Origin of the sequence: Dysgonomonas termitidis (genome assembly GCF_042654545.1) — a bacterium.
Lineage (GTDB): Bacteria > Bacteroidota > Bacteroidia > Bacteroidales > Dysgonomonadaceae > Dysgonomonas > Dysgonomonas termitidis.
Genome location: NZ_JBHSGN010000015.1, coordinates 1 through 21,001, shown reverse-complemented (window position 1 = coordinate 21,001; position 21,001 = coordinate 1). Strand labels below are relative to the sequence as shown.

The 21,001-nt window shown below is 40.0% G+C and carries 22 protein-coding genes; 11 read left to right on the top strand and 11 right to left on the bottom strand.

The window, feature by feature from the left end:
- The first annotated feature begins 72 nt into the window (after positions 1-72).
- Positions 73-1,434 carry a M28 family metallopeptidase gene (locus tag ACFO6W_RS02625; protein WP_379993770.1) on the top strand — a complete coding sequence of 454 codons (1,362 nt, stop codon included), beginning with the start codon at positions 73-75 and terminating at the stop codon, positions 1,432-1,434.
- 130 nt (positions 1,435-1,564) lie between these two features.
- On the opposite strand, the gene ACFO6W_RS02620 is transcribed toward ACFO6W_RS02625, so the two are convergent.
- The 8 genes from ACFO6W_RS02620 to ACFO6W_RS02585 all read right to left on the bottom strand — a co-directional run bounded on the left by ACFO6W_RS02620 (position 1,565) and on the right by ACFO6W_RS02585 (position 9,650).
- The gene (locus ACFO6W_RS02620; RefSeq protein ID WP_379993769.1) at positions 1,565-2,317 is read right to left on the bottom strand and encodes a LytR/AlgR family response regulator transcription factor; all 753 of its coding nucleotides are present in this window, start codon (positions 2,315-2,317) and stop codon (positions 1,565-1,567) included.
- Between the two features lie 5 nt (positions 2,318-2,322).
- Complete coding sequence (locus ACFO6W_RS02615) at positions 2,323-3,300, bottom strand: sensor histidine kinase (protein ID WP_379993768.1); 978 nt, start codon at positions 3,298-3,300, stop codon at positions 2,323-2,325.
- Positions 3,301-3,616: 316 nt separating this feature from the next.
- On the bottom strand, positions 3,617-4,552 hold the full coding sequence (locus tag ACFO6W_RS02610; RefSeq protein ID WP_379993767.1) for an EamA family transporter: 936 nt from the start codon (positions 4,550-4,552) through the stop codon (positions 3,617-3,619).
- A complete protein-coding gene (locus tag ACFO6W_RS02605; RefSeq protein ID WP_379993766.1) occupies positions 4,549-5,709 on the bottom strand; it encodes a MalY/PatB family protein in 1,161 nt (386 codons plus the stop codon). The genes ACFO6W_RS02610 and ACFO6W_RS02605 overlap by 4 nt, the downstream gene beginning before the upstream one ends.
- Before the next feature lie 5 nt (positions 5,710-5,714).
- Positions 5,715-6,578, bottom strand: a complete 864-nt coding sequence (locus ACFO6W_RS02600; RefSeq protein WP_379993765.1) for a DUF3737 family protein — start codon at positions 6,576-6,578, stop codon at positions 5,715-5,717.
- Between the two features lie 60 nt (positions 6,579-6,638).
- Positions 6,639-7,181, bottom strand: a complete 543-nt coding sequence (locus ACFO6W_RS02595) for a DUF418 domain-containing protein (RefSeq protein ID WP_379993764.1) — start codon at positions 7,179-7,181, stop codon at positions 6,639-6,641.
- Between the two features lie 749 nt (positions 7,182-7,930).
- The gene (locus ACFO6W_RS02590) at positions 7,931-8,470 is read right to left on the bottom strand and encodes a glutathione peroxidase (protein WP_379993763.1); all 540 of its coding nucleotides are present in this window, start codon (positions 8,468-8,470) and stop codon (positions 7,931-7,933) included.
- 208 nt (positions 8,471-8,678) lie between these two features.
- A complete protein-coding gene (locus ACFO6W_RS02585) occupies positions 8,679-9,650 on the bottom strand; it encodes an aldo/keto reductase (protein ID WP_379993762.1) in 972 nt (323 codons plus the stop codon).
- A 286-nt stretch (positions 9,651-9,936) separates the two neighbouring features.
- Here ACFO6W_RS02585 and ACFO6W_RS02580 point away from each other — a divergent pair, with 286 nt between their 5' ends.
- The 9 genes from ACFO6W_RS02580 to ACFO6W_RS02540 all read left to right on the top strand — a co-directional run bounded on the left by ACFO6W_RS02580 (position 9,937) and on the right by ACFO6W_RS02540 (position 17,694).
- The gene (locus ACFO6W_RS02580) at positions 9,937-11,058 is read left to right on the top strand and encodes an AraC family transcriptional regulator (protein WP_379993761.1); all 1,122 of its coding nucleotides are present in this window, start codon (positions 9,937-9,939) and stop codon (positions 11,056-11,058) included.
- A 258-nt stretch (positions 11,059-11,316) separates the two neighbouring features.
- Positions 11,317-11,508, top strand: coding sequence for a helix-turn-helix domain-containing protein (locus tag ACFO6W_RS02575; RefSeq protein ID WP_379993807.1), 192 nt, complete (start codon positions 11,317-11,319; stop codon positions 11,506-11,508).
- Between the two features lie 19 nt (positions 11,509-11,527).
- A complete protein-coding gene (locus ACFO6W_RS02570) occupies positions 11,528-11,680 on the top strand; it encodes a hypothetical protein (RefSeq protein WP_379993760.1) in 153 nt (50 codons plus the stop codon).
- Between the two features lie 40 nt (positions 11,681-11,720).
- Positions 11,721-13,358 (top strand): hypothetical protein, encoded by a 1,638-nt coding sequence (locus ACFO6W_RS02565; RefSeq protein ID WP_379993759.1) that lies wholly within the window; start codon positions 11,721-11,723, stop codon positions 13,356-13,358.
- A gap of 26 nt (positions 13,359-13,384) precedes the next feature.
- Entirely contained in the window at positions 13,385-14,248 is an 864-nt protein-coding gene (locus ACFO6W_RS02560) for a hypothetical protein (protein WP_379993758.1), read from the top strand.
- Entirely contained in the window at positions 14,245-14,664 is a 420-nt protein-coding gene (locus ACFO6W_RS02555; protein WP_379993756.1) for a S24/S26 family peptidase, read from the top strand. The genes ACFO6W_RS02560 and ACFO6W_RS02555 overlap by 4 nt, the downstream gene beginning before the upstream one ends.
- Positions 14,661-14,930, top strand: coding sequence for a PqqD family peptide modification chaperone (locus tag ACFO6W_RS02550; protein WP_379993755.1), 270 nt, complete (start codon positions 14,661-14,663; stop codon positions 14,928-14,930). The genes ACFO6W_RS02555 and ACFO6W_RS02550 overlap by 4 nt, the downstream gene beginning before the upstream one ends.
- A complete protein-coding gene (locus ACFO6W_RS02545) occupies positions 14,927-16,048 on the top strand; it encodes a nucleotidyltransferase domain-containing protein (protein ID WP_379993753.1) in 1,122 nt (373 codons plus the stop codon). The genes ACFO6W_RS02550 and ACFO6W_RS02545 overlap by 4 nt, the downstream gene beginning before the upstream one ends.
- 5 nt (positions 16,049-16,053) lie before the next feature.
- Positions 16,054-17,694, top strand: coding sequence for an ABC transporter ATP-binding protein (locus tag ACFO6W_RS02540; protein ID WP_379993751.1), 1,641 nt, complete (start codon positions 16,054-16,056; stop codon positions 17,692-17,694).
- Positions 17,695-17,716: 22 nt separating this feature from the next.
- On the opposite strand, the gene ACFO6W_RS02535 is transcribed toward ACFO6W_RS02540, so the two are convergent.
- On the bottom strand, positions 17,717-17,956 hold the full coding sequence (locus ACFO6W_RS02535; RefSeq protein ID WP_379993749.1) for a hypothetical protein: 240 nt from the start codon (positions 17,954-17,956) through the stop codon (positions 17,717-17,719).
- Between the two features lie 120 nt (positions 17,957-18,076).
- Between ACFO6W_RS02535 and ACFO6W_RS02530 the strand changes: the two genes are divergently transcribed.
- Positions 18,077-18,868 (top strand): class I SAM-dependent methyltransferase, encoded by a 792-nt coding sequence (locus tag ACFO6W_RS02530; RefSeq protein WP_379993747.1) that lies wholly within the window; start codon positions 18,077-18,079, stop codon positions 18,866-18,868.
- Positions 18,869-19,355: 487 nt separating this feature from the next.
- On the opposite strand, the gene ACFO6W_RS02525 is transcribed toward ACFO6W_RS02530, so the two are convergent.
- Positions 19,356-20,243: a Fic family protein gene (locus ACFO6W_RS02525; RefSeq protein ID WP_379993745.1), complete on the bottom strand. Its 888-nt coding sequence runs from the start codon at positions 20,241-20,243 to the stop codon at positions 19,356-19,358.
- A 191-nt stretch (positions 20,244-20,434) separates the two neighbouring features.
- Positions 20,435-21,001 (bottom strand): hypothetical protein (locus ACFO6W_RS02520; RefSeq protein WP_379993743.1); only part of this gene is annotated, 567 nt, incomplete at its 5' end.

Here is a 21,001-nt window from a genome sequence, read left to right as displayed (position 1 = left end):
GCAAAAGGAGTAAATAATACGGAAATAAACTGTATTTTTGTTGTAGTTCATTATAACGTAACTACTTATCGTATGAAAACACCACGCTATTTATACTTCCTCATGGGACTGTTCCTGTATGCGAACGGTCTTTATGCTCAAACAACCATTAAAAATAGAGATGCCATTATCGAATCGGCAGTGAATAGTATCTCCGTTGATACAATGAAGGCATTGATACAAGATATGGTTGGATTCCACAACCGGAATAACCTCAGTAGCATGACACATCCTACTCAGGGAATAGGTGCCGCCACCGAATACCTGTACCGGCGGGTAAATACATACATCCCTGCTTCGGGTGGACGGCTCAGTGTGGAAAAGGAGTTCTATACGATTGGAGGAGCGGAAACCCGCCTCAAACGGGAAGTGCCCTTGTGTAACGTGATAGCCACCGTACAGGGAAGTAATCCGGACGACGACAGAGTAATTGTCCTGCTCGCTCACTTCGACAATAGGAATGGGAACGGAAATGACTCCATAGGATATGCTCCCGGAGCCAATGATAACGGTAGCGGCGTGGCTTGCCTGATGGAGATCATCCGTCTGCTTTCGCAGGTCGATCTGCCTGTTACATTGAAGATCATGTTTCTCTCCGGCGAAGAACACGGACTTTACGGGGCACAGCACATGGCCGAAATGGCCCGCCGTGAAAACTGGAACCTGATAGCCGTAGTCAATAACGATATGATAGGAAATGGCCCGGCCAGCGAAACAGATACGCACAACAATACCCTGCTCCGTGTCTTCTCTGAAAATATCCCCCTTACCGAAACCGACGAAATGAGGCGCGAACGAGTGTACAACTCTGCCGAGAACGATAGCCCTTCGCGACAATTGGCACGCTACATTAAAGAAACCGGTGAGCGTTATGTGGATAATATAACTGTAAAGCTGATCTACCGCAACGACCGCTTCGGACGGGGTGGCGATCATACGCCCTTCAGCCGGAAAGGATATGCCGCTGTGCGCATCTGCGAAATGCACGAGAATTATAACCGAACCCATCAATATGCCCGGAGCGAAAACGGAGTGGAATACGGAGATGAAATAGAAGGAATCGACTTTGAATACCTCCGTAAAAACACGGGTGTAAACCTGTCTGCTGTAGCGAATCTGGCTTTGGCCCCTTCAGCTCCCGTGAATGTGAGGCAGGAGGTCTCTGAACTTACCAACTATTCCACTCTCCATTGGGAGGCTCCTAAACAAGGAAAGAAACCGGCAGGCTATTACATCTTGATTCGTGAAACCGACCAATCGCAATGGCAAATGAAAATACGTATAAATGGAACAGAAGCACATTTGCCTTACAGCAAGGATAATTATTTCTTTGCAGTACAAAGTATTGATGCAGAAGGACACGAAAGTCTTGCCGTATTTGCCAGAGGTAAGTAAAAACAAGAATAAACAAAAGATTAAGAGCCAGTTAAAATTTCATCAAAAGTTGGAATGTGACTTATCCGGAAATAATATTAAGAACGGAAACAGCTAAAAGGCGGATATCACGAAAAAAAGTCATATGTGATTAATCAGCCAGCCATTGTTTGAATTCAGCGGCTTTGTTTTTGCTAACATATAGGTCTTCAGGTAATTCTACATCGAGGACAATCAATAAACGGTTATCAAACCAGATTGTTATATTATTAACGCTGTCTTTGGAGATGATATATTGTTTATTGGCACGGAAAAACAGATGGGGATCTAATGACTGACTGATATATTCCAGGCTTTTTTTATATGGAATGGAAGTCCCATCTTTGAGAATGACAACCGTTTTTACCTCTGATGAATAAAAACAAGAGATATTGGTAACAGCCACCGGGAGTATTTTATCATTGAAGGGAATGAGAATTTTTTCCGGATACTTATCCCGTTGTACCAGACGTGGTAATAAATCTAAGTATTTGCGGATATCCTGTTTGGCCAGTTTCCTGTATTTTTCTATCGCGCGTGCCACTTCACCCGGTTCAATCGGTTTTAACAGGTAGTCTATGCTATTTACCTTGAATGCTTCAATCGCATATTGGTCATATGCTGTTGTAAAGATGACGGGAATTTCCACGTCGACGATTTCGAATATCTTAAAAGCGGAGCCATCAGAGAGATGAATATCCATAAAGATCAGGTCGATCGTATCCTGGGATTCCTCTAACCATTTGGCTGTGCGGATCACGCTCTCTGTATTACCCACTACTTCAACACCTAAGTTAAGGTCATGTAACATTCTTTTGAGATTCGTATATGCTACTGTTTCATCTTCTACAATCAAGACTTTCATACTTATCAATTTAAAAGAGGTAAATAAACAGTAAAAAGACCCTTCTCATTTTCTACTTTAATATTTTTACCGGTCAGCAGTTCGAAACGTTTGGACAGGTTTTCCAGCCCGACCCCGCTGCTTTCCCCGGCATCCAGCTTTTCATGAATCGGGTTAACGATGACCAATTCATCGTGTACACTGGTAGACAATGTGACCTCCATCGGGTTATAACTGTCAATGACATTGTGTTTCACGATGTTTTCAATCACAGGAAGCAGTGACAGCACCGGTAGTTTCATGTCACGCTTTTTGTCATCAATATGGAAATGAAATTTCAGTTTGCTTTCATATCTTACCTCCAGCGTATAACGGAAGGCTTCCACAAAGCTTAGTTCTTCATTTAAGGAAGTAAGTCCGATTCTGTTGCTACTATGGAGGATATAACGGAATACCCCGGAGAGTTTGTTGATATATTCGAGTGTTTTTTCTTTTTCGCCTTCGCGGACAAGGGCGGAAACACTATTGAGCGAATTGAAGAAGAAGTGGGGATTGATCTGGTTTACCAGTGCATTGCACATGCTTTGCAGGTTTTCAGCTTTTAGCCTCTCGATCCGCTTTTCTTTTTCATTACTTTCGGTATACATGATGAAAAAATAACCGATGAAAGTGCACAATAGACAGGTAATCACAAACTGAAACAACAGCATACCTGTAAAACAATCCACATGCTTACTTACGGCCAGTGAAAACAGGACGTACATTGCGTAACCGATCAAAGTGATCCAAAGCGAATTGATGAGTCTTTTTCCAAAAGACAGCGTTTTTAGCTTTTGAATATTAACCGTTAAAAGAATCCATATCAAAACACAGAAAAACAGATACCGGAATAAAAAGAACAGTGTATAAGATATATGTTCTGAGTCTGTCTCTGATCCGGTGGAATGCCATGTGAAATTCACGATGTTCGGATATATCATGATCACAGCTAAGAATAAACTCATAACAAGTATCATTCTGCCTGATAAGAGTTTGCTTAATGAAGGAAATTTGCTTGTAAACTCCATTATTATTATATTTTACACAAATTTAGTCCATCTTTGACAAAAGTGCGGATTTCGTTTCCGTTTGAGATCACACAGGAATATTTTCTTTTATGCAATAATTCAATAATGTGATCCATATTCATAACTGTAAAAATAATCTTTTGTTTGTTTACCTGTTATACATTTACCATTCAAAGTAAAAAAAAGAGGTTAAAGACGAAAAAGCCAGATATTGACTCCGTTTTAAGGCTCCGCAACAATTTTCGTTTATTTATCATTCCTGATTTCTTTTCTTTTTCTTACTAATTAACGTCACACTGAGTAAAATCACAATTAAGCCCGCTATCTGTATCCATGTAACAATTTCTTTACCAAATGTCATCCCGATAACAACAGCTACAAAAGGATTAACATAGGCATGGGTCGCCACTTCGGTAGCCGGACGCACTTTCAATAACCAGATATAGGCGGAATATGCTAAAATGGAACCGAATATGATCAGATAGATTAATGACAGCCACGCTGAGGCCGGTACTGTGTTCAGGTCTGTTCCTGCTATATTTCCGCTGAATCCGGCACATATCCAAAACATAAGACTGGCAAAAATCATTTGCCAGGCAGAGCCGGCAAATGCATTCACTTCTTCTTCACCTGATGAACGGTATTTAGCATAAAGTGTTCCCAATGCCCATGATATGCATCCGAACAGAAGGAGTAATATTCCGTATTCACTATGGTTATTAAGGTTGCTGCTTTGGTTAAATTGCTCGAAATACAACAACGTGACGCCAAGAAAACCAATAACCATACCTGCTATTACAGCCGGATTACGGAAGTTCCTGCTCCACATAGGAGCATCCAGCGCCATAATCCAAATGGCAGTAGAACTTGCAACAATTGCCACAAGACTGCTGCTGACATATTTCTGGGCAAGCATGACCACCGCCATATCTATAAACAGTAATACAATACCACTTACAGCAGATTTCCGAATAAGTGTTTTTTTAAAAACAGGCTCACCCCGGCACCAACACCAGAATAAAAGTACCAATCCGGCAACAGTGAATCGTAAAGCTCCGAGAAGGAATGGCGAAAAGCCTTTCAGGGCTACTCCTATAAAATAGTAGGTGGAACCCCAGACTACATAAATAAGGAAATACGCAATAATAATGCTTACTGTCCTTTTACCCATTCCTTCTTGTACCTTCATTTTCCGTATACATTCCTTATCTTTTCCAAGGCTCTGATCAAATTTTCTCTTTGGGTAGCAATATTGATACGTATAAAACCCTTTCCAGCCTCTCCATACATGGTTCCTTCGTTTACCCATAGCTTTTCTTTCGCCAGCAAGGTTTCTGCAATTTCCTTAGATGTTTGTTGCAAGGCCGAGCAATCTACCCATACCAGATAAGTTGCCTCCAGATTTACTACCGGGAGATGCGGAAGATATTCTTTGAAGAATCCGGTCAGTACGGTATAGTTTTCATACAAATAGGCTTTCAGGCTTGTCAACCAGTCCTCACCATTATTATAGGCTGCAATAAGGGCTTCTACAGCAAAAGCATTAATTTCACAGACCTCGTTTATGTTGAGAGCCTTGTCTATTTTTGCCCTGATCTTCTCATCTGCAGCTACTATATTGGCAACCTGTATCCCTGCCAAATTAAATGTTTTGGTAGGAGCAATACAGGTAACGGAATTTTGCAGAAATTCTTCATTGACAGACGCAAAGGGTATATGTGTATGGCCTTCATAAACGAGGTCGCAGTGTATCTCGTCTGAAATGATAATTACATTATTGCGCAGGCATATTTCCCCGATACGTTGCAGCTCTTCCCGTTTCCAGACCCTTCCTACGGGATTGTGCGGATTGCAAAGCAGCAGCAGCTTAGCCTTTGGATCGGCAGCCTTCCGTTCCAGGTCTTCATAGTCGATGCTATAGGCCCCATCTTTATATATTAGTTCGTTCAGTTCGGCTATACATTGATTATTGCGAATGGAAGAGAAGAAACAATTATAAACAGGTGTTTGTACAATAACTTTATCGTATGGTTCTGATAAGGCTTTGATAATAGCTGATAGCGCAGGAACGACACCTGAGGTAAATAATATCCACTTTTTATCGATGGTGAAATTATGCCTTCTTTGAAACCAGGAGGTTGTTGCATCGAAATATGCCGGAGGTACTTTTGTATACCCAAAAACACCATGTTCCACGCGCTTATGCAATGCATCTATAATTTCGGGTGCCGTTTGAAAATCCATATCAGCTACCCACAGCGGAAGTATCTCTTCGTCTTTTGATGTATCCCATTTGTAGGAATTACTTCCCCTGCGAATAACTGTTTTGTCAAAATTATATTTCATTCGCTTTAGATTTTTTCTTCCAGGCTTATCTTGCAGTCACCCGGATTTTGGCAGTTTTTATCAATGATTATTTCACCAATCCCTTTTGCGTTTATACTTCCTCCTTTTGGATTTTTCACACTAAGGATATGGCCGTTTATGTCAGCTTTCAATATTGAATATTCAAAAGCTAAATCACATGTGTCTGCCATCGTACAATTCTCCATAACTAACCCTGTTGCATAACAGAGAGGCTGCGTTCCGGATATTTTACAGTTAATGAGCTTGAGATTCTTAGAATGCCACCCTAAAAATTCGCCGTTAATTTCAGAGTCATAAACCGTTACATTCTCTGTTTCCCAGAATGCGTCTTTTGTATCAAGATGCGCATTGCGAATGACTACATTCTTAGTACCTTGGAAAGAGTAATTCCCTTGCAGGTACAGGTTCTCAATGTCGATATTTTCACCGTTCATGAAAATATAATCACCTCCATGTGCCTGTACATTCCGGAGTTTTATATTCCTGCAATTCCAGATCGTTTCTCCGGCGTTCGGGAGCTTCACATTTTCAAGATATAATCCATCCACTTCACGGAACATTTTCGGAGCTTCTACAAGTGAGTTTATCATATTTACATTTTTTGAATACCATATAGCAGCCCTGCTATAGATGGTAAACAGGCAATCCTCAATGAATACATTGTCATTATGCCAAAAAGGATATTTACTCATAAACTCACACTTGTATGCTTCTATATTGTTACACTGTTTAACGGCAGATTCACCGGGATAAAATTTTATATTTACAAGACGTAAATTGTCTGTAGCAAATAATGGCCTTTCACCTTCGAAAAATGTGTTGCTGATTACTTCTTTTGTTTTTTCCATTCAAGATTTATTTATTAGTTAGTTTATTTATATATATCATTTAGATTGGGCTATAGTAGCTTATGAAACTTGTTGTTTTCTGATTTTCAAAAATTTTCCATAGGTCAGCATACGCCAGGCCCATTCCAATGGACCGAATTGTAATCCGGATAGCCACAGATGACTGTAAGTTATCTGTAAAAGGAATATTACAGCGGCGATCATCTCCACGTATATTAGTCCTAGTGTAGCTCCCAGTGCGAATCCTACTCCGTAGAAAATTATTATACCGAAAACAGATTGCATGATGTAGTTTGTGAGCGCCATTCTGCCGGGAGCTGCCATCGCTCTAAATAAGATATGCTCTTTACGGTGAATATGCCACAGACAGATGGTTGAAATGTATGCCAGGCTAAGCGGGAATACGCTGACGGTATATACAGCCGAGTGGGCGGCTAATCCCAAAGGATGCCCGTTCATCGCACTCCAGGCATAAAGCAAGGAGGCGGGCAGTCCAATAATATATCCATAAAAACGGATGGTTTTCAACAGACTTTTGTTTTTCTCCAAATTGGCATACACGCGGTTCCTTCCGATATATAAGCCAATCAAAAATAATCCCATTACTTTAAATACACGGTTTCCTTCAATAAACTCCTGCATACGGATAAAAGAGCCTGCAATATTAAATTTAAGTATATCCGCATAATTCTGTTTATCCGCGAGCCATACGGGAAAATTTGTCTCCGTTATCCCATATTTGCCATGAAAATATCCGGTTGCCTTTATGACAGGAGCGGCAAGATTCCATCCGTATATCTGTGTAAATCCATCTATAAGAACAGGAAATGCCAATAATACAACAGACCATATCAACAGCTTCTTATCCGGCATATTCCGGAATAAGGTAAGGGCAAATCCCAGAATTGCATAGAGTAAGAGGATATCCCCTGCCCAGATGAACAATAAATGGAAAAGACCGATTAATGTCAGAACAGCCATTCTCCGGTAAAATACATTCAAATTATTACGGTCGTTCCGGGTAGCATTGGAGAGTATAATCGAAAAACCGATTCCAAACAACAGGGAGAAAATGGTATAGAATTTACCGTCAACAAAAATATACAGCAGATATTTCACCGCCGTATCGATGCCGGCCGTGGGCATGGCTGAAGTTACATCCTTGCTTAGAAAGGAATAGAGCGAAAATTCAGGGTAATTGGCAATACAGATTCCAAATAATGCCATTCCTCTTAATGCATCGAGAATTACATACCTTTCTTTGGGTTTTACCGGACTGATTTCAGACATATCTTATTTTACGGTTTCTTGTATTTCAAATGTTTCATTGATCGATTAAAGAAAGACTTCTTCTACTTCTCAATCCAACTGATTATAGATTTGTCGAAAGGATTGACCTTGGGTTCCGCAAATGCTATCCAGTTACCGTTTTCATCGATCATGAATTTCTGAAAATTCCAGGTTACGCCGGCATCTTGTTTTCCGTTCCCGCTTTTTTCTGTCAACCAGGCATACAGCGGGTCGATATCTTCCCCTTTAACTGATACTTTGGCCATCATAGGAAAAGTAACGCCATAATTCAATGAACAAAATTCTTTTATTTCTTCATTGGAGCCGGGTTCCTGCGATCCGAAGTTGTTGGCAGGGAATCCGATGATAACAAATTTTTCTGGACCGTATTTCTCATACAATTCCTGTAGTTGCTTATATTGAGGAGTAAGCCCGCATTTTGAGGCAACATTTACAATGAGTACTTTTTTGCCTTTCAGGCTGGAAAGATCAAAATCTTTTCCCTCTATAGTCTTCACTTTAAAATCATAGAATGACTTATTCTGTGAAAAAACCGTTATTGACATTACCAATACCGTAATTAAGAATATTACTTTCTTCATATAAATAAACTTTGATGTTATTCTTCTATATCTATATATCACCACTTATCATAATGTATCTTCTGCACGTCAAATTTGTTTTTAGCCAGGATGCAGTTTTAATCCTTTCTCCCATGGTTTTCAAAATAGCTTTGTCCAGGATAAAATGAAAAGTACCGGAGCCAGGAATATTAACAGCTCGTTGAACCTTATCATATTATTTAAATGATTAAAAAAACGGATAGTCCTTTACTTCGCTATATTCTTTTTCTAATAAGGTTTTTTCGTCTTGGGTCAATGGATTATTCAGTATTTCATCAATATGGTCGACTGCAAACGAGAAGCTTTTAAAATCTCCGGGAGGAATAATAACGTCCGGTCCGCTCTGAAATGTATATTTGATAGCTGCTATGGCTAATTCTTTATTGGTAGCGGTATCTATAGGTTTACACCATGCTTTCGTATAGTTTGAGGCTTCCCGTTCGGCATTATCTTTCCAATGGCGATGGATAAGCGGTTTTATCGCAAGGACTCCGACTCCTTTAGTTTTCGCCTGTGTGCATAAGGCTGTGCCCATTTTATTGTGCATATTCATCATCCAGTTTACCGGAAACATAACGGTATCGAAATCATATAAATCCATAGCTTTTATGGCAACTTCTTCCGAATGTGCCGTAAAGCCAAGTTTACGGATACGGCCTTCCTGTTTTTCACGTATCATCATTTCCATAACGCCATCAGGGCCGAATGCCTGGTCGATGTCTTTTTGCGTAGACATGGCATGCATCTGATATACATCGAAATAATCAGTATGCAATAGTTTCAGCGATGCCTCAAATTCATGTTCCGCTTCCGTTTTCATCCGCCTGCCGGTCTTACAGGCAAGGTAAATATTTTTACGGTAAGGGATTAGGGAATTTCCCAGCTTCTCCTGTGCGTCTTCATAGCTGGGCGCTACATCAAAATAATTGATGCCACGGTCGACCGCCCATGAGACATAGTTGTCCGATGCAGGCTGTCCATCCCGCATCGATACAATTCCGCCGTAGACAACCGGAAAAATACTAAACCCTGTTTTACCCAGTACCTTTCTCAACCCGTCAGGGTGGGTTTTCGGTTCACTGGCCGATGCTTTAATCCCTTTCCCCATAATCCCTAAAGCGGAGAGCGCTGCCGCTTGAATAAACCTCCTTCTTTCCATCTTATAATGGTATTTTAGATTATAAAAATAATCTTTTGTTTGTTTATCTGTTATACATTGCTATTTAAAGCGAAAAAAGAAAGATTCAAAACGAAATAAACGATATTGACAGTTTTTTAAGGTTGCAAATGAGGTATATGTTAACTCTTATCACAAATATAGAAAATAATTCCTGTTATGAATCGATTTGTAGAACGTATTTACCCTGAACCCATATACTTATCGCGTAAGCAATCCTTTGTCTTATCCTTAAAATAAATTACATTTGTGCCAAATATAAGATGCTATGGATATCTTCGATCCTGTTACATTCTATTATATATTAACATTTGCCATATCGTTTACGGTTACTATACTGGGAGTAATGTTACTCGGATTGCATATTGCTCCCGATAAAGAACTTGACAATTTACGTTTTTCAAGAAACTATCTGGCTATTTCTTACTTCGTTCTGGGAATATCCGGATTTGTGAGTTTCCTCTCGCAACAAGAGACCGAAAATGAGTTGCTAATGGCATCCTGCACCCTGATTATAGCATCATATCAGGCCTTACTGTTTACTTACACCATATTGACTTTAATACAGCCTCTTTATATTAAACGCAAACAAATATTTGTTCAGTTAGGAATCATTACCTTCGTTGCTGTCCTTCTACTTCTTACTTTATTTTCCACTTCGCACTTCATATATAACCTTGTTTTTTATATAGTTGTGGTTGCATATCTTTCCCAGCTTTCTTTTTATACATATTTATTCAGGCTCAAATATAATGTGTGTTTGCGCTCGTTGGAAGAATATTACGACGAGGATGAACATATTCGCCTGAGATGGGTGAATCTTTCCTTTTATGGGGCATTAATAATTGGTGTACTCGCTTTAACATCCTTGTTTCTCAATCTTTATTTTTATATATTGTTTTCAATATTATATACAGCCTATTATGCATATATGGTCAGCCGGTTCTATAATTACCAGATAGATTTTAAATTTGCGATTCCTGTTATCAATCAAAACGAGAAAATAAGTGAAAAAATAAGTGATAAGTGTAACCCTCAATACAAGATAGAAAAAATCGAGAAGTTCAGTTTCATTTTGGATAAATGGGTAGAAGAAAAGAAATTCACCCAAAAAGATATCAGTGTTGATGAAATAGCTGAATCACTTGATGTAAACCATAGTTTTCTTCAATATTATTTCAGAACATACATGCAGACCGATTTTCGTACATGGCGTTCAGAATTGCGCGTCCGTGAAGCACAGTCTATACTCAAAGAAAATCCGGATATATCACTAGAGAAAGTACGTGAACTAGTCGGTTTTAACCACCGTGCAAATTTTCACCAGCAATTTCAAAAAATAACAGGTTTAACCCCTTCCCAATACAAACAACAGCAGAAGCCTGTTTAAATTCCATCTTTTCATAAGTTGTTTTGTTATTTTTTGAATTGTCAAACGAAAAATAACAAGCTATAAAAAGATATTTATTACAAAACAAATAGATTTGTTCTGGATATATCTCAGCCTGTACAGCAAAAGCTATGGTTGTAAATTAACATATATATATCCAGAAAGCCCGAAGCCAGAATAATCTAAAGGAAGAAGGCATGGTATACGTCAATCTGTTGGCGGCCTATTGCAACAGGGAACAAATGAAAGGCGCGATACATCAGGCTTCGCCTGAAAGAATCAGTTATTCTGCTTGAACAGTCAGACTTAACTATCGAAGAAATAGCTGAAAAGGTAGGCTTTGGGACAGTACGCACTTTTCAACGGCAGTTTATGGCCATGTACAATACTTCCCCTACAGACTATAGAAAGATAAAACAGGGGCAGACCGATATTAACTTTAATATTTAACTAATAAAAAAAGAAAACAATGAAAACAAACCAAGAACAAAATTACTCACACAAAGAAGCGAAAGAGGCTTACGAAAAACCGCAAATCGAAGTTATCGAAATGGAAATGGAAAGCAGTATCCTTGCGGGGGGCGGCGGAGACTACAATCCCGGAGGCGGAACCCCATGGTAATGAAAATTTGGAATGTGAAAATAATATCTCAATCAAAAAAATGAAAAAACTACATATTCTATTTGCTGTTAGTGCGATACTGTTTGGATCATGTAGCAATGATGAAATTATCACAGAGCAGCCCGAAAGGAAAGGCTCGGCTCCACAACTTATCGCCACTGTGGAACAAGAAAGTGTAACCACCAAATCAGGTGTAATAGAGGACAACGACTACATACTCGGCGAAAAATTCTATTGGAGCAATGGTGATGCCACCACCGTTCTTTTCAGGAGTCCGAGCATGTCTAATATTTCTCAATATAAAAAAGCGGAATATGCGGCGGAAGTTTCGGCAGGCGTACAGAGCAGCAGCACCGCATTCAATGTTGTCCAAGCTGATATTATCGACAACGGCGAATACACTGTTTATGGTTTTTTCCCTGCTTCGGCATGGAAATTTGTTGGAAATCCTATGATAAACATGCCTGCTAATCAAACTCAAAATGAGGCCAATTCAATGCATCTGGGAGCATATATGGCGATGAAAGCAACAAATAATGTAGCAGTGGATGGCGTCAGCCCCATCAATCTTAGCTACAAGCACCTTGGCTCGGTAATCCGTTTTGCCGTTTGGAACAGTTCCGATAATAATGATCTTAAGTTAGCGAATATCAATGTCAGGTTGAGTTCCGGCAAAGCTGTATTTGCTACCCAGGGCGATTTGCATATCAATGAGACTTCGCTAACCTATTATGCTCTTGATATGATGGTTCCCGCTTTGAGCCTGCAATTAACCGGTGATGCTCAAAATTTTGCAACCAAAGAGGGAAAAAACCAGTGTGAAGGCTACATGGCTGTGCTACCCACAGCCGCGAATGCGTTTGAAAGTTCAGATGACTTGATTATTGAACTATCCTTTACGGACGGAACAAATAACTATCTTACCAGTAAGACATATAATATCGGAACCGACCTCGATTTTCTTTCCAATGGCATAGAGCAGGGCAAAAGTTATTATTTCCAGCTGAAAGTGGATAACAGCGATCTTAATGCAGCAGGGACATCCTACGCCCTTGGCGACTACTGGCCTGACGATGACAACCCCGAAGGAATCGTATTCTGGGTAAAGCCCGGTAGTTTCGGCACACAAGGCAAGGTAGTAGGGCTGGGAGAAATACCCGTCCCTAACTGGATATGGGGTTTGGTCAATGATGAGCAAGCAGCCGGAGTAGCCGGCATTCGTAGCTATACAGCCGGGGTACTGGCAACAAGGAGCATGATCGCCAAATATAAGGGTAATTTGACCACCTTCGATGATGACTATCCTCCGTTCCAATATATTTATATTGTAATAAACGACAGTGACGAGAATGGCCCCTGGTATCTGCCTGCCCGTGATGAATTAAAAATGCTTTTCGCAGGGTATAGCGGCAAGGTTTATGATCCTTGGATGAGTAGCATGCCGGATTTTGATTCGGCAGAGTGTGCAGCAGCTCGCACAGCATTCAATGCAAAGATTACGGCAATAGGCGGAAAGGCTATCGGAGTAACCAACGATTTTTTTTCTGGATTTTATCTGTCTTCAACAGAAGCATCCTCAGATAGATTCTTTTATATTAATTTGCTTGATAGTAGTACCGGCACTAGTCCTAAAGGCAATGCTTGGGGTATGAATTTCCGTTGGATACGGGATTTTTAAGTGTCGAATGAATAAAGATGAAAAGCATGAATTACCAAGTAGCCGGACACAGTTTCCGGCTATCTTTTTCAAACAGTCAATTCCCGGCAAACGGGTTAGGTAACTATCATCCTTTTCTCTTGAATGAAGAGGCGGAAAGTTACCTGTTTCATCTGTCGGTAACAGATAGCTTATCAATGGCATGCGCTTATTCGGAAGTCGGCCGGTTCGATGATGACATAGCATCGACAGCTATATCCAAGTCGGAAGAAGGCAATTTCCGTTTCCGGATAGCCTATCCCGGGAACAACCATTATTGTACGATGGATGTAGATGCCTCTTTTAAAGAAGCACAAGTTCAGTTGCCCGGTGACGAACGACACCGTTTTTTCTGTCTCAATAACTGCCTGATGCTGCTCTATGCCTTTGCGGCTTCCAGTCTCGGCACATTACTGATCCATGCCTCCGTCATTAAGAACAGTAACGAAGGTTTTGTTTTTCTGGGTAAAAGCAGGACAGGGAAAAGTACGCATAGCCGCTTGTGGCTCGACCATATAGAGGGTAGCGAATTGTTGAATGACGATAATCCCGTGATTCGTATTATTGACGGTAAAGCATACATTTTCGGTTCGCCGTGGAGCGGCAAGACACCCTGCTATAAAAGCGAGTCGGTTCCGCTGCGAGGTATTATAAAACTTCGGCAAGCACCTGAAAACCAAATAGAATCGCTATCTTCATTGCAGGCATACGCTGCCGTGCTTCCATCCTGTTCATCTATGCGGTGGGAGGAGCAGGTAGCGACGGGCGTACACTGTTCCGTGGAGAAGTTGATTGCAACCGTAGGATGTTACCACTTGGATTGTCTACCCGACAGCGCTGCCGCCAGACTATGCTACAATACGATACGATGAGGACGGTAACCCTGCCCGACAAAACATTAATGTCCGAAGTTGCCGTCCTGCTTGCCGGAGGCAAACAGGTTACGCTGAAAGTGAAAGGGAACTCGATGCTGCCGTTTATCGTTGGCGGGCTCGACAGTGTGGTATTACAAAAACAAGAGAGTTATCGTCGCGGCGATGTTGTGCTGGCTGAGGTCGGACAAAGCCGGTTTGTGCTGCATCGTATTATCAGGATAGACGGCAATGTTGTTGTTTTAATGGGCGATGGCAATTTGACCGGAACAGAACAATGCGGTTTATCAGCCGTTCACGGACGGGCTATTTTTATTGTACATAATAGCAGGCCTGTCAACTGTGGCAGAGGGCGTATTTGGCGCATGCTGCTACCTGTGAGGAAATATTTATTGGCAATATACAGAAGAATATGAGAACAAAAAAAGGATTGCGCCTGCGTACCATAGGCAGGGAATATATTGTTTCGGGTGAAGGACTGGAACAGGTGGATTTCAACAAATTGATTGCGCTGAACAAATCGGCGGCATATCTCTGGCAGGAAGTCGAAGGGTACGATTTTGAAGTACAAACGCTTACCGGTTTGTTAATAGCAAAATACGATATATCAGACGAGCAGGCGCTTGCGGATGCTGCTGATGTGGCAGACAGTTGGATCAAAGCAGGAATAGCGGAAGAATGATGAATAAAACCGAACAGCAATTATTCGCCTTACTTCGTTCGGGTCTGTGGGGTAGTCCGGTAGATGCAGATCTGTTCTCTGATATTGTCGATTGGGAAGCCATGCTAAAAATGGCAGCTATGCAAACAGTCACAGGAATAGTATATGATGGTATTGATAAATTGCCAGTGGATAAGCAGCCACCTATACCTTTAATGCGTAAATTGTACCAAACCGTTATGCGTATTGAGCAAAGCCATGAACTGCTGAATAAACAACTGGCAAAGATTGTTTCCAAACTGCAGATGGAAGGTATTAATCCTGTTTTACTGAAGGGGCAGGGTGTGGCGCAAAATTATCCAAACCCATTGCGACGGCAATGTGGGGATATCGACCTGTATGTGGGTAAGGAAAATTGTGAGAAAGCGGTTGAAATTTTGCTTGGCACAGGTGCTAGTCCTGAGAATAAAACAAAAAAGAAAAGTCCCAAACATGAGAGTTTTTATTTGAGAGGAGTAACTATCGAGCTTCACTTTTTAGTGGAAAAATTACATAATCCGTTTGCAAACGCCGAATTCCAAAGATGGACGCAAAAACACCTCAGGGGGAATGAATTACAAACATGGAACCTGAATGGAGTAAATATATCCCTGCCACCTGTCAATTTCAATGCCTTATATATTTTCAACCATGCATATCATCATTTTATAGCAGGAGGTATAGGCCTTCGCCAACTATGCGATTGGGCGATATATCTCTATATTTTTCACGGGCACATAGATAGACAGGAGTTGATGAAAGACCTGAAAGCCCTTGGTTTATTAAAACCGTGGCAAGTTTTCGGCTGTATTGTTGTAGAAGAACTGGGATTACCCAAAGAAGATTTTCCTTTTTATACGGAAAAGTATAAGGGAGACTCACTGCTAGTATTAAGCAAAATTCTTCAAACGGGAAATTTCGGGTATTATAACACGGAGTATGGCAAACACCCGGCCGGATATCTGGCCGGTAAGCTACACTCGCTGTATATCAGGCAGAAATGGATAGGCGGTTGCCTTTCTATTTTTCCAAAAGAGTCATTATTGTTCTATATATATTATTGGGGTAACGGTATAAGCAATATCCTCAAAGGCAGATAAGCAGGATGGGGTTAAAGCAGCACATACACTGGCTCTGGAATGCTACTGAAGGATTACGCTTGCCTATCCTCTTCAATAGTATAACAGGCATATTGCGTGTATGCGTATCCCTGTCATTCGTATGGGTATGCAAACAGCTTATAGATATTGCCAGCCATACCACAGATGGCAGTATCGGGTATTATACAGCTTTGTTGATTGTAATTGTCGCCATAGAATTATCGCTTTCGGCATGGAATAATTACTTGGAAAACAAGAATGACATATGCCTTAAAAACAAGTTGAGGCATAAACTGTTCACGAATGCGATGTTGAGTGCTTGGAGCGGGAAAGAAGGTTTCCACAGCGGAGATATACTCAACCGTATGGAAGAGGATGTACGGCTTGTATCCGAGACATTCTGCAAAATACTTCCTTCTGTGATTGTTGCCTGCTTCCAGCTGTTTGCCGCCTTTCTTTTCCTTACCCGCCTGGATACACAAATGGCTTGGATAATGATTTTTATAATGCCTGTTTTTTTGCTGTTAAGTAAATATTATATGAAAAGAATGAGATATCTCACAAAAGATATACGAACCTCTGAGAGCCGGATACAGTCGCACATACAGGAAAAGATACAGCACAAGGTACTTATACAAACCCTCGGGCAAAATGATATGGTTATAGGTAAACTGGGATTGCTTCAAAATATACTGTATGGGCAATCCCTGAAACGCATTGGCTTCACACTCTTCTCGCGCACACTGGTTATGGCAGGTTTTGCCACAGGATATGTCATTGCATTTCTGTGGGGAGTAAACGGAATCTATGAAGGCTCGGTCCCTTTTGGGGTTATGACTGCTTTCCTGCAATTGGTAGGACAGATACAACGCCCAATGGTCGATCTTGGCGGTTACATTCCATCAATAGCACAATCTGTTGCATCGGCAGAACGGTTGAAAGAGTTAAGCGACATTCCTTTGGAAAAGCAAGGGGTACAATTAACCCTTGATGGAAGTACGGGTATTCGCATCGAAAATATTTCATTTACTTATCCCGGTGGTACCCGGCAGGTAATACAGGGTTTTTCTTTCGATTTTATTCCGGGCAGCCGCACGGCAATTATCGGTGAGACAGGTACGGGCAAAAGCACCCTTATCCGGTTGATCCTTTCCTTGCTTTACCCGCAGAAGGGGAAGATATACATATACAACCGGCAACAGGAGATAGTAATAAGTCCGCTTACCCGTTGCAATATGGTTTATGTACCGCAGGGAAATACATTGCTTAGCGGAACGATACGGGATAATCTCCTGTTGGGTAATCCGGATGCAACGGAAGAAGAATTAAGAAACGTATTAACAACCGCAGTGGCTGAGTTTGTCTATGGCCTGCCTGATGGTATAGATACCGTTTGCGGGGAAAAAGGAGCGGGGCTGAGTGAAGGACAGGCTCAATGCATCTGTATTGCCCGGGGATTGCTTCGTGCCGGCAATATACTGCTTCTGGACGAGTTTAGTTCATCACTGGACAAAGGAACGGAACAGTTGCTGATGGAAAGGCTTATCTCAAAAACGAAAGACAAAACATTAATTTTTATTACCCATCGTGAGACGGTTGCGGAGTATTGCGATTATATAATCCAACTGGGACGGAAAGAAAAATGATTTGACAGTCTCCAAAAAACAATTAAAATCCCAGACCATTTTTCTTCTCCCTTTTTTGAGCAATATTTTGATTCGGCTTTCGCTGTTTATTTTCCGTGTTATCTTCCGGCAGCCTTAGGTTGCTCCAGCTTTCCTTATATTCTGTGTCTGCTTTATTTACTTTCCAGAGGTATAGGTAAGCAAAAGTATCGCCGCCGTACCATTTGACTTTAGCTTTGGTTATATAGCCATTTTCAACCCGTATTTTATCCCGGATACGCATGTCATACTTGCCGTATTTGACAAAATCATCCGGCTTTTACCCGTGATATTTTTGCTTTCGGTTGCCTGAGTGGTTGACAGATATTTGCTAAATTTGCAGTGATTATAAAGGATAGAGGTAATGAAAGAAGAATCCATAATATCAAATTATAACAATTTTGATGAAAATAAAAGGGCGTTTGGTTCAAAAGCCGAGCAGATAGAATTTATTTATACGCAAAAACTGCTCGACCAATATATTAAGCCGTATATGTCTGTTGCTGAGTTAGGCTGCGGGACAGGTTATTATGGCTTCTATTTATCAAAGAAGTGCCAATCCTATCATGGGATTGATATAACTCCCAGACATGTTGAGCAGTTCCAAAAGAAAATCAAAGAACAAGAATTGTCATATTTAAGTGTATCTGTCGGTGATGCCACGGACTTACCTGATATTGCAGACAATACTTTTGATGTCGTTTTAGTTTTTGGGCCAATGTACCATCTCCCGAGAGAAGAAAGGATAAGAGTAATTCAGGAAAGTAAGCGCATTTGTAAGACAAATGGTCTTATAATGTTTGCATATATCAATAAAATTGGCGCATATCTGAGAGGTTGCATTGACGAAAATTTGAAAGCGAACTATCCAAACAAGAAAACGAACGAACTTGTACTCAGTCAAGGTGTTGATGATGTTTTGCCTGATGTCTTTTTCTTTACTATGCCGGAAGAGATAGAGCATGATGTCACAACAAATGGATTGACAGTCATTCAGAATGTGGGGGTGGACTTCACTTTTAACGCTTCTGATATTAATGTCATGGATGATGAAAAATATGCCGCTTGGACGGAAGTTATGGACTATATGTTCCACTGTAATTCTTGTACGGGGGTTAGCAATCACGCAGTTCTTGTATGCCGGAATCTTTTATGAACAACTTGAAATGTATGCTGTATAAACATTATATTTGTATCTTTTTTCCAGTTATCCGAGTGCTTTGAAATATGGTGCAAACCGCAGAAATTAAATAGTTTCCAAATCATTACCCATACTTTTCTTCAAAGTTATACAACTCATTGGTTATTATTGCAAAAGCCCAGTAATCTTTGTTTTTATTTACAATTATGTCCGCAGTCAATTTTTGTCTTTTTATGTCTGCACATGGAAATAAAAAAAGTCTGACTATCTACTGATAATCAGACTCTTTGTCTTTTGTTGGCTTTGCTTGTCTTTCGACATTTCCACCTTTTGGTGGGCGTTGACGGATTTATTTTTAATCAACTAACCCGTATGCTGTCAGCATATTAGCTATGTAGTATTTTTCTCTTTTCACTCGATTTTCACTTTGTTTTGAAAGTGATTATCAGAGGACTTTTCCTCCCTAAGCGATAGTGTAAAGATAGCATTTTTGTTTTTATATTTAATAATCTATTTTGAAATAGTTAAGTATGTCTTTATATTTATCTTGGGCTGTCAGGCAGGTATCAATTAAATAACCATGTGCTTTTTCCCATTCCTGCAACCCACGATAATAAAACCACTTTAAATCTTCATCAATGATAAAGGGTACAATGTTATTAGCCAGACATTCCTTAAAAATAATGAGGCGACCTACACGCCCGTTACCGTCCTGAAACGGGTGTATACATTCAAATTTGTAATGAAACTTAATTATATCTTCAATCGTCTTATCTTTTTTGGAATGATAGCTATTGAGTAATTCTTTCATCGTATTTTGGACTTCCTCGGGTGGGCATGTTTCCATTCCCCCGACCTCGTTAGGCAGTTTTTTATAATCGCCTACCCTGAACCAATCTTTTCGGCTATCCGATGTACTGGATTTAAGTATATAGTGCAATTCTTTTATAAATGATTCAGTAAGTTTTGACTTTGCTTTCTCAATAATCAGGTCGATACAACGGAAATGATTGGATGTTTCTATTATATCATCTACATTAATGGTTTCATTGGTTACTCCTATTGTATTTGTTTCAAAGATATAGCGGGTCTGTTCCTCGGTCAGCTTACTTCCTTCTATACGATTGGAATTGTAGGTTAAGTCAATTTGTGTACGATGATAGATCCCCCCTTTCAACTTCATATCCTTTTGTTCTTTAAGGATATTGAGCAAAGGATTATCACTGAATAAACTACTACTTTTCTGTGGTAAAAGGGCATCTTCTGGAATATTCCATGTTTTACCTGTTAAGAAAGCTCCTTTTATTCTTCCTGTCGCACAATAGTTGCGAATAGTTCTTTCAGGTACACCCCATTTCTGCGCAAACTGACTGACTGATAAATATTGCATAAAGTATATAAATTGCTGTTATCGGCAAATTTCACTTGAAATAAGCTTCAAATATAGCCACTTTTGCCGATATAGGCAAGAGCCTTGTTAGCAGAAAATGAATTATAAGATAATTTATCCAATAGTGAACTGAAAGAATCTCAATAAAAAATTCAATATCTAATAAAGAAATTGCGGAGATAGTGGAATAATTATTTTCCATATTTTCTAAAGGCCGTAATAATCTGATAAATGCCTACACTCACAAAGATACGAGATAGCAATACTATTAAATCAACAACCCAATTTTCTTTTAGTCCATCTAATTTTAGAATAGGATAAGTAGAGAGATATGAAATAAAATATTCAGCATTAAATCTTATTGCTTCAAATGTATCTTCAAGTGAAGCATCTGTAGTCCAATGAAATAAGGGCTCTTTCATTTGGAAATTAAGACACAAAAATGCTATTAGAGCACAAGTTAATGTGAAAAATATTCCTCTAATCCAACTGATTCCATTGTTGTTTGATAAATAATTAATGTACAATAAGATTTTGTCCCATCCCCAATTCAATTCTTTTCTATGATAGTACATCTCTTTAGACTTATAGAGTAAAGCATAATACCGATTGCCCATCTTTTCCATCGCAAGTTTTAGTTGCCGATAAGAATCTCTGAAATATAAATTATCATTAATTTTATCTTCTATTGGAACTTCATGGAAAATCCAGTGAGCGTTGCCCCCTCGTGCCAAATCTAAATTGACCCCTGAAAAAAC

Bases quoted from the DNA above. Each gene is read 5' to 3' on its own strand.
- ACFO6W_RS02625 (WP_379993770.1), top strand. From the start codon at position 73: ATGAAAACACCACGCTATTTATACTTCCTCATGGGACTGTTCCTGTAT.
- ACFO6W_RS02620 (WP_379993769.1), bottom strand. From the start codon at position 2,317: ATGAAAGTCTTGATTGTAGAAGATGAAACAGTAGCATATACGAATCTC.
- ACFO6W_RS02615 (WP_379993768.1), bottom strand. From the start codon at position 3,300: ATGAGTTTATTCTTAGCTGTGATCATGATATATCCGAACATCGTGAAT.
- ACFO6W_RS02610 (WP_379993767.1), bottom strand. From the start codon at position 4,552: ATGAAGGTACAAGAAGGAATGGGTAAAAGGACAGTAAGCATTATTATT.
- ACFO6W_RS02605 (WP_379993766.1), bottom strand. From the start codon at position 5,709: ATGAAATATAATTTTGACAAAACAGTTATTCGCAGGGGAAGTAATTCC.
- ACFO6W_RS02600 (WP_379993765.1), bottom strand. From the start codon at position 6,578: ATGGAAAAAACAAAAGAAGTAATCAGCAACACATTTTTCGAAGGTGAA.
- ACFO6W_RS02595 (WP_379993764.1), bottom strand. From the start codon at position 7,181: ATGGGATTATTTTTGATTGGCTTATATATCGGAAGGAACCGCGTGTAT.
- ACFO6W_RS02590 (WP_379993763.1), bottom strand. From the start codon at position 8,470: ATGAAGAAAGTAATATTCTTAATTACGGTATTGGTAATGTCAATAACG.
- ACFO6W_RS02585 (WP_379993762.1), bottom strand. From the start codon at position 9,650: ATGGAAAGAAGGAGGTTTATTCAAGCGGCAGCGCTCTCCGCTTTAGGG.
- ACFO6W_RS02580 (WP_379993761.1), top strand. From the start codon at position 9,937: ATGGATATCTTCGATCCTGTTACATTCTATTATATATTAACATTTGCC.
- ACFO6W_RS02570 (WP_379993760.1), top strand. From the start codon at position 11,528: ATGAAAACAAACCAAGAACAAAATTACTCACACAAAGAAGCGAAAGAG.
- ACFO6W_RS02565 (WP_379993759.1), top strand. From the start codon at position 11,721: ATGAAAAAACTACATATTCTATTTGCTGTTAGTGCGATACTGTTTGGA.
- ACFO6W_RS02560 (WP_379993758.1), top strand. From the start codon at position 13,385: ATGAATTACCAAGTAGCCGGACACAGTTTCCGGCTATCTTTTTCAAAC.
- ACFO6W_RS02555 (WP_379993756.1), top strand. From the start codon at position 14,245: ATGAGGACGGTAACCCTGCCCGACAAAACATTAATGTCCGAAGTTGCC.
- ACFO6W_RS02550 (WP_379993755.1), top strand. From the start codon at position 14,661: ATGAGAACAAAAAAAGGATTGCGCCTGCGTACCATAGGCAGGGAATAT.
- ACFO6W_RS02545 (WP_379993753.1), top strand. From the start codon at position 14,927: ATGATGAATAAAACCGAACAGCAATTATTCGCCTTACTTCGTTCGGGT.
- ACFO6W_RS02540 (WP_379993751.1), top strand. From the start codon at position 16,054: ATGGGGTTAAAGCAGCACATACACTGGCTCTGGAATGCTACTGAAGGA.
- ACFO6W_RS02535 (WP_379993749.1), bottom strand. From the start codon at position 17,956: ATGCGTATCCGGGATAAAATACGGGTTGAAAATGGCTATATAACCAAA.
- ACFO6W_RS02530 (WP_379993747.1), top strand. From the start codon at position 18,077: ATGAAAGAAGAATCCATAATATCAAATTATAACAATTTTGATGAAAAT.
- ACFO6W_RS02525 (WP_379993745.1), bottom strand. From the start codon at position 20,243: ATGCAATATTTATCAGTCAGTCAGTTTGCGCAGAAATGGGGTGTACCT.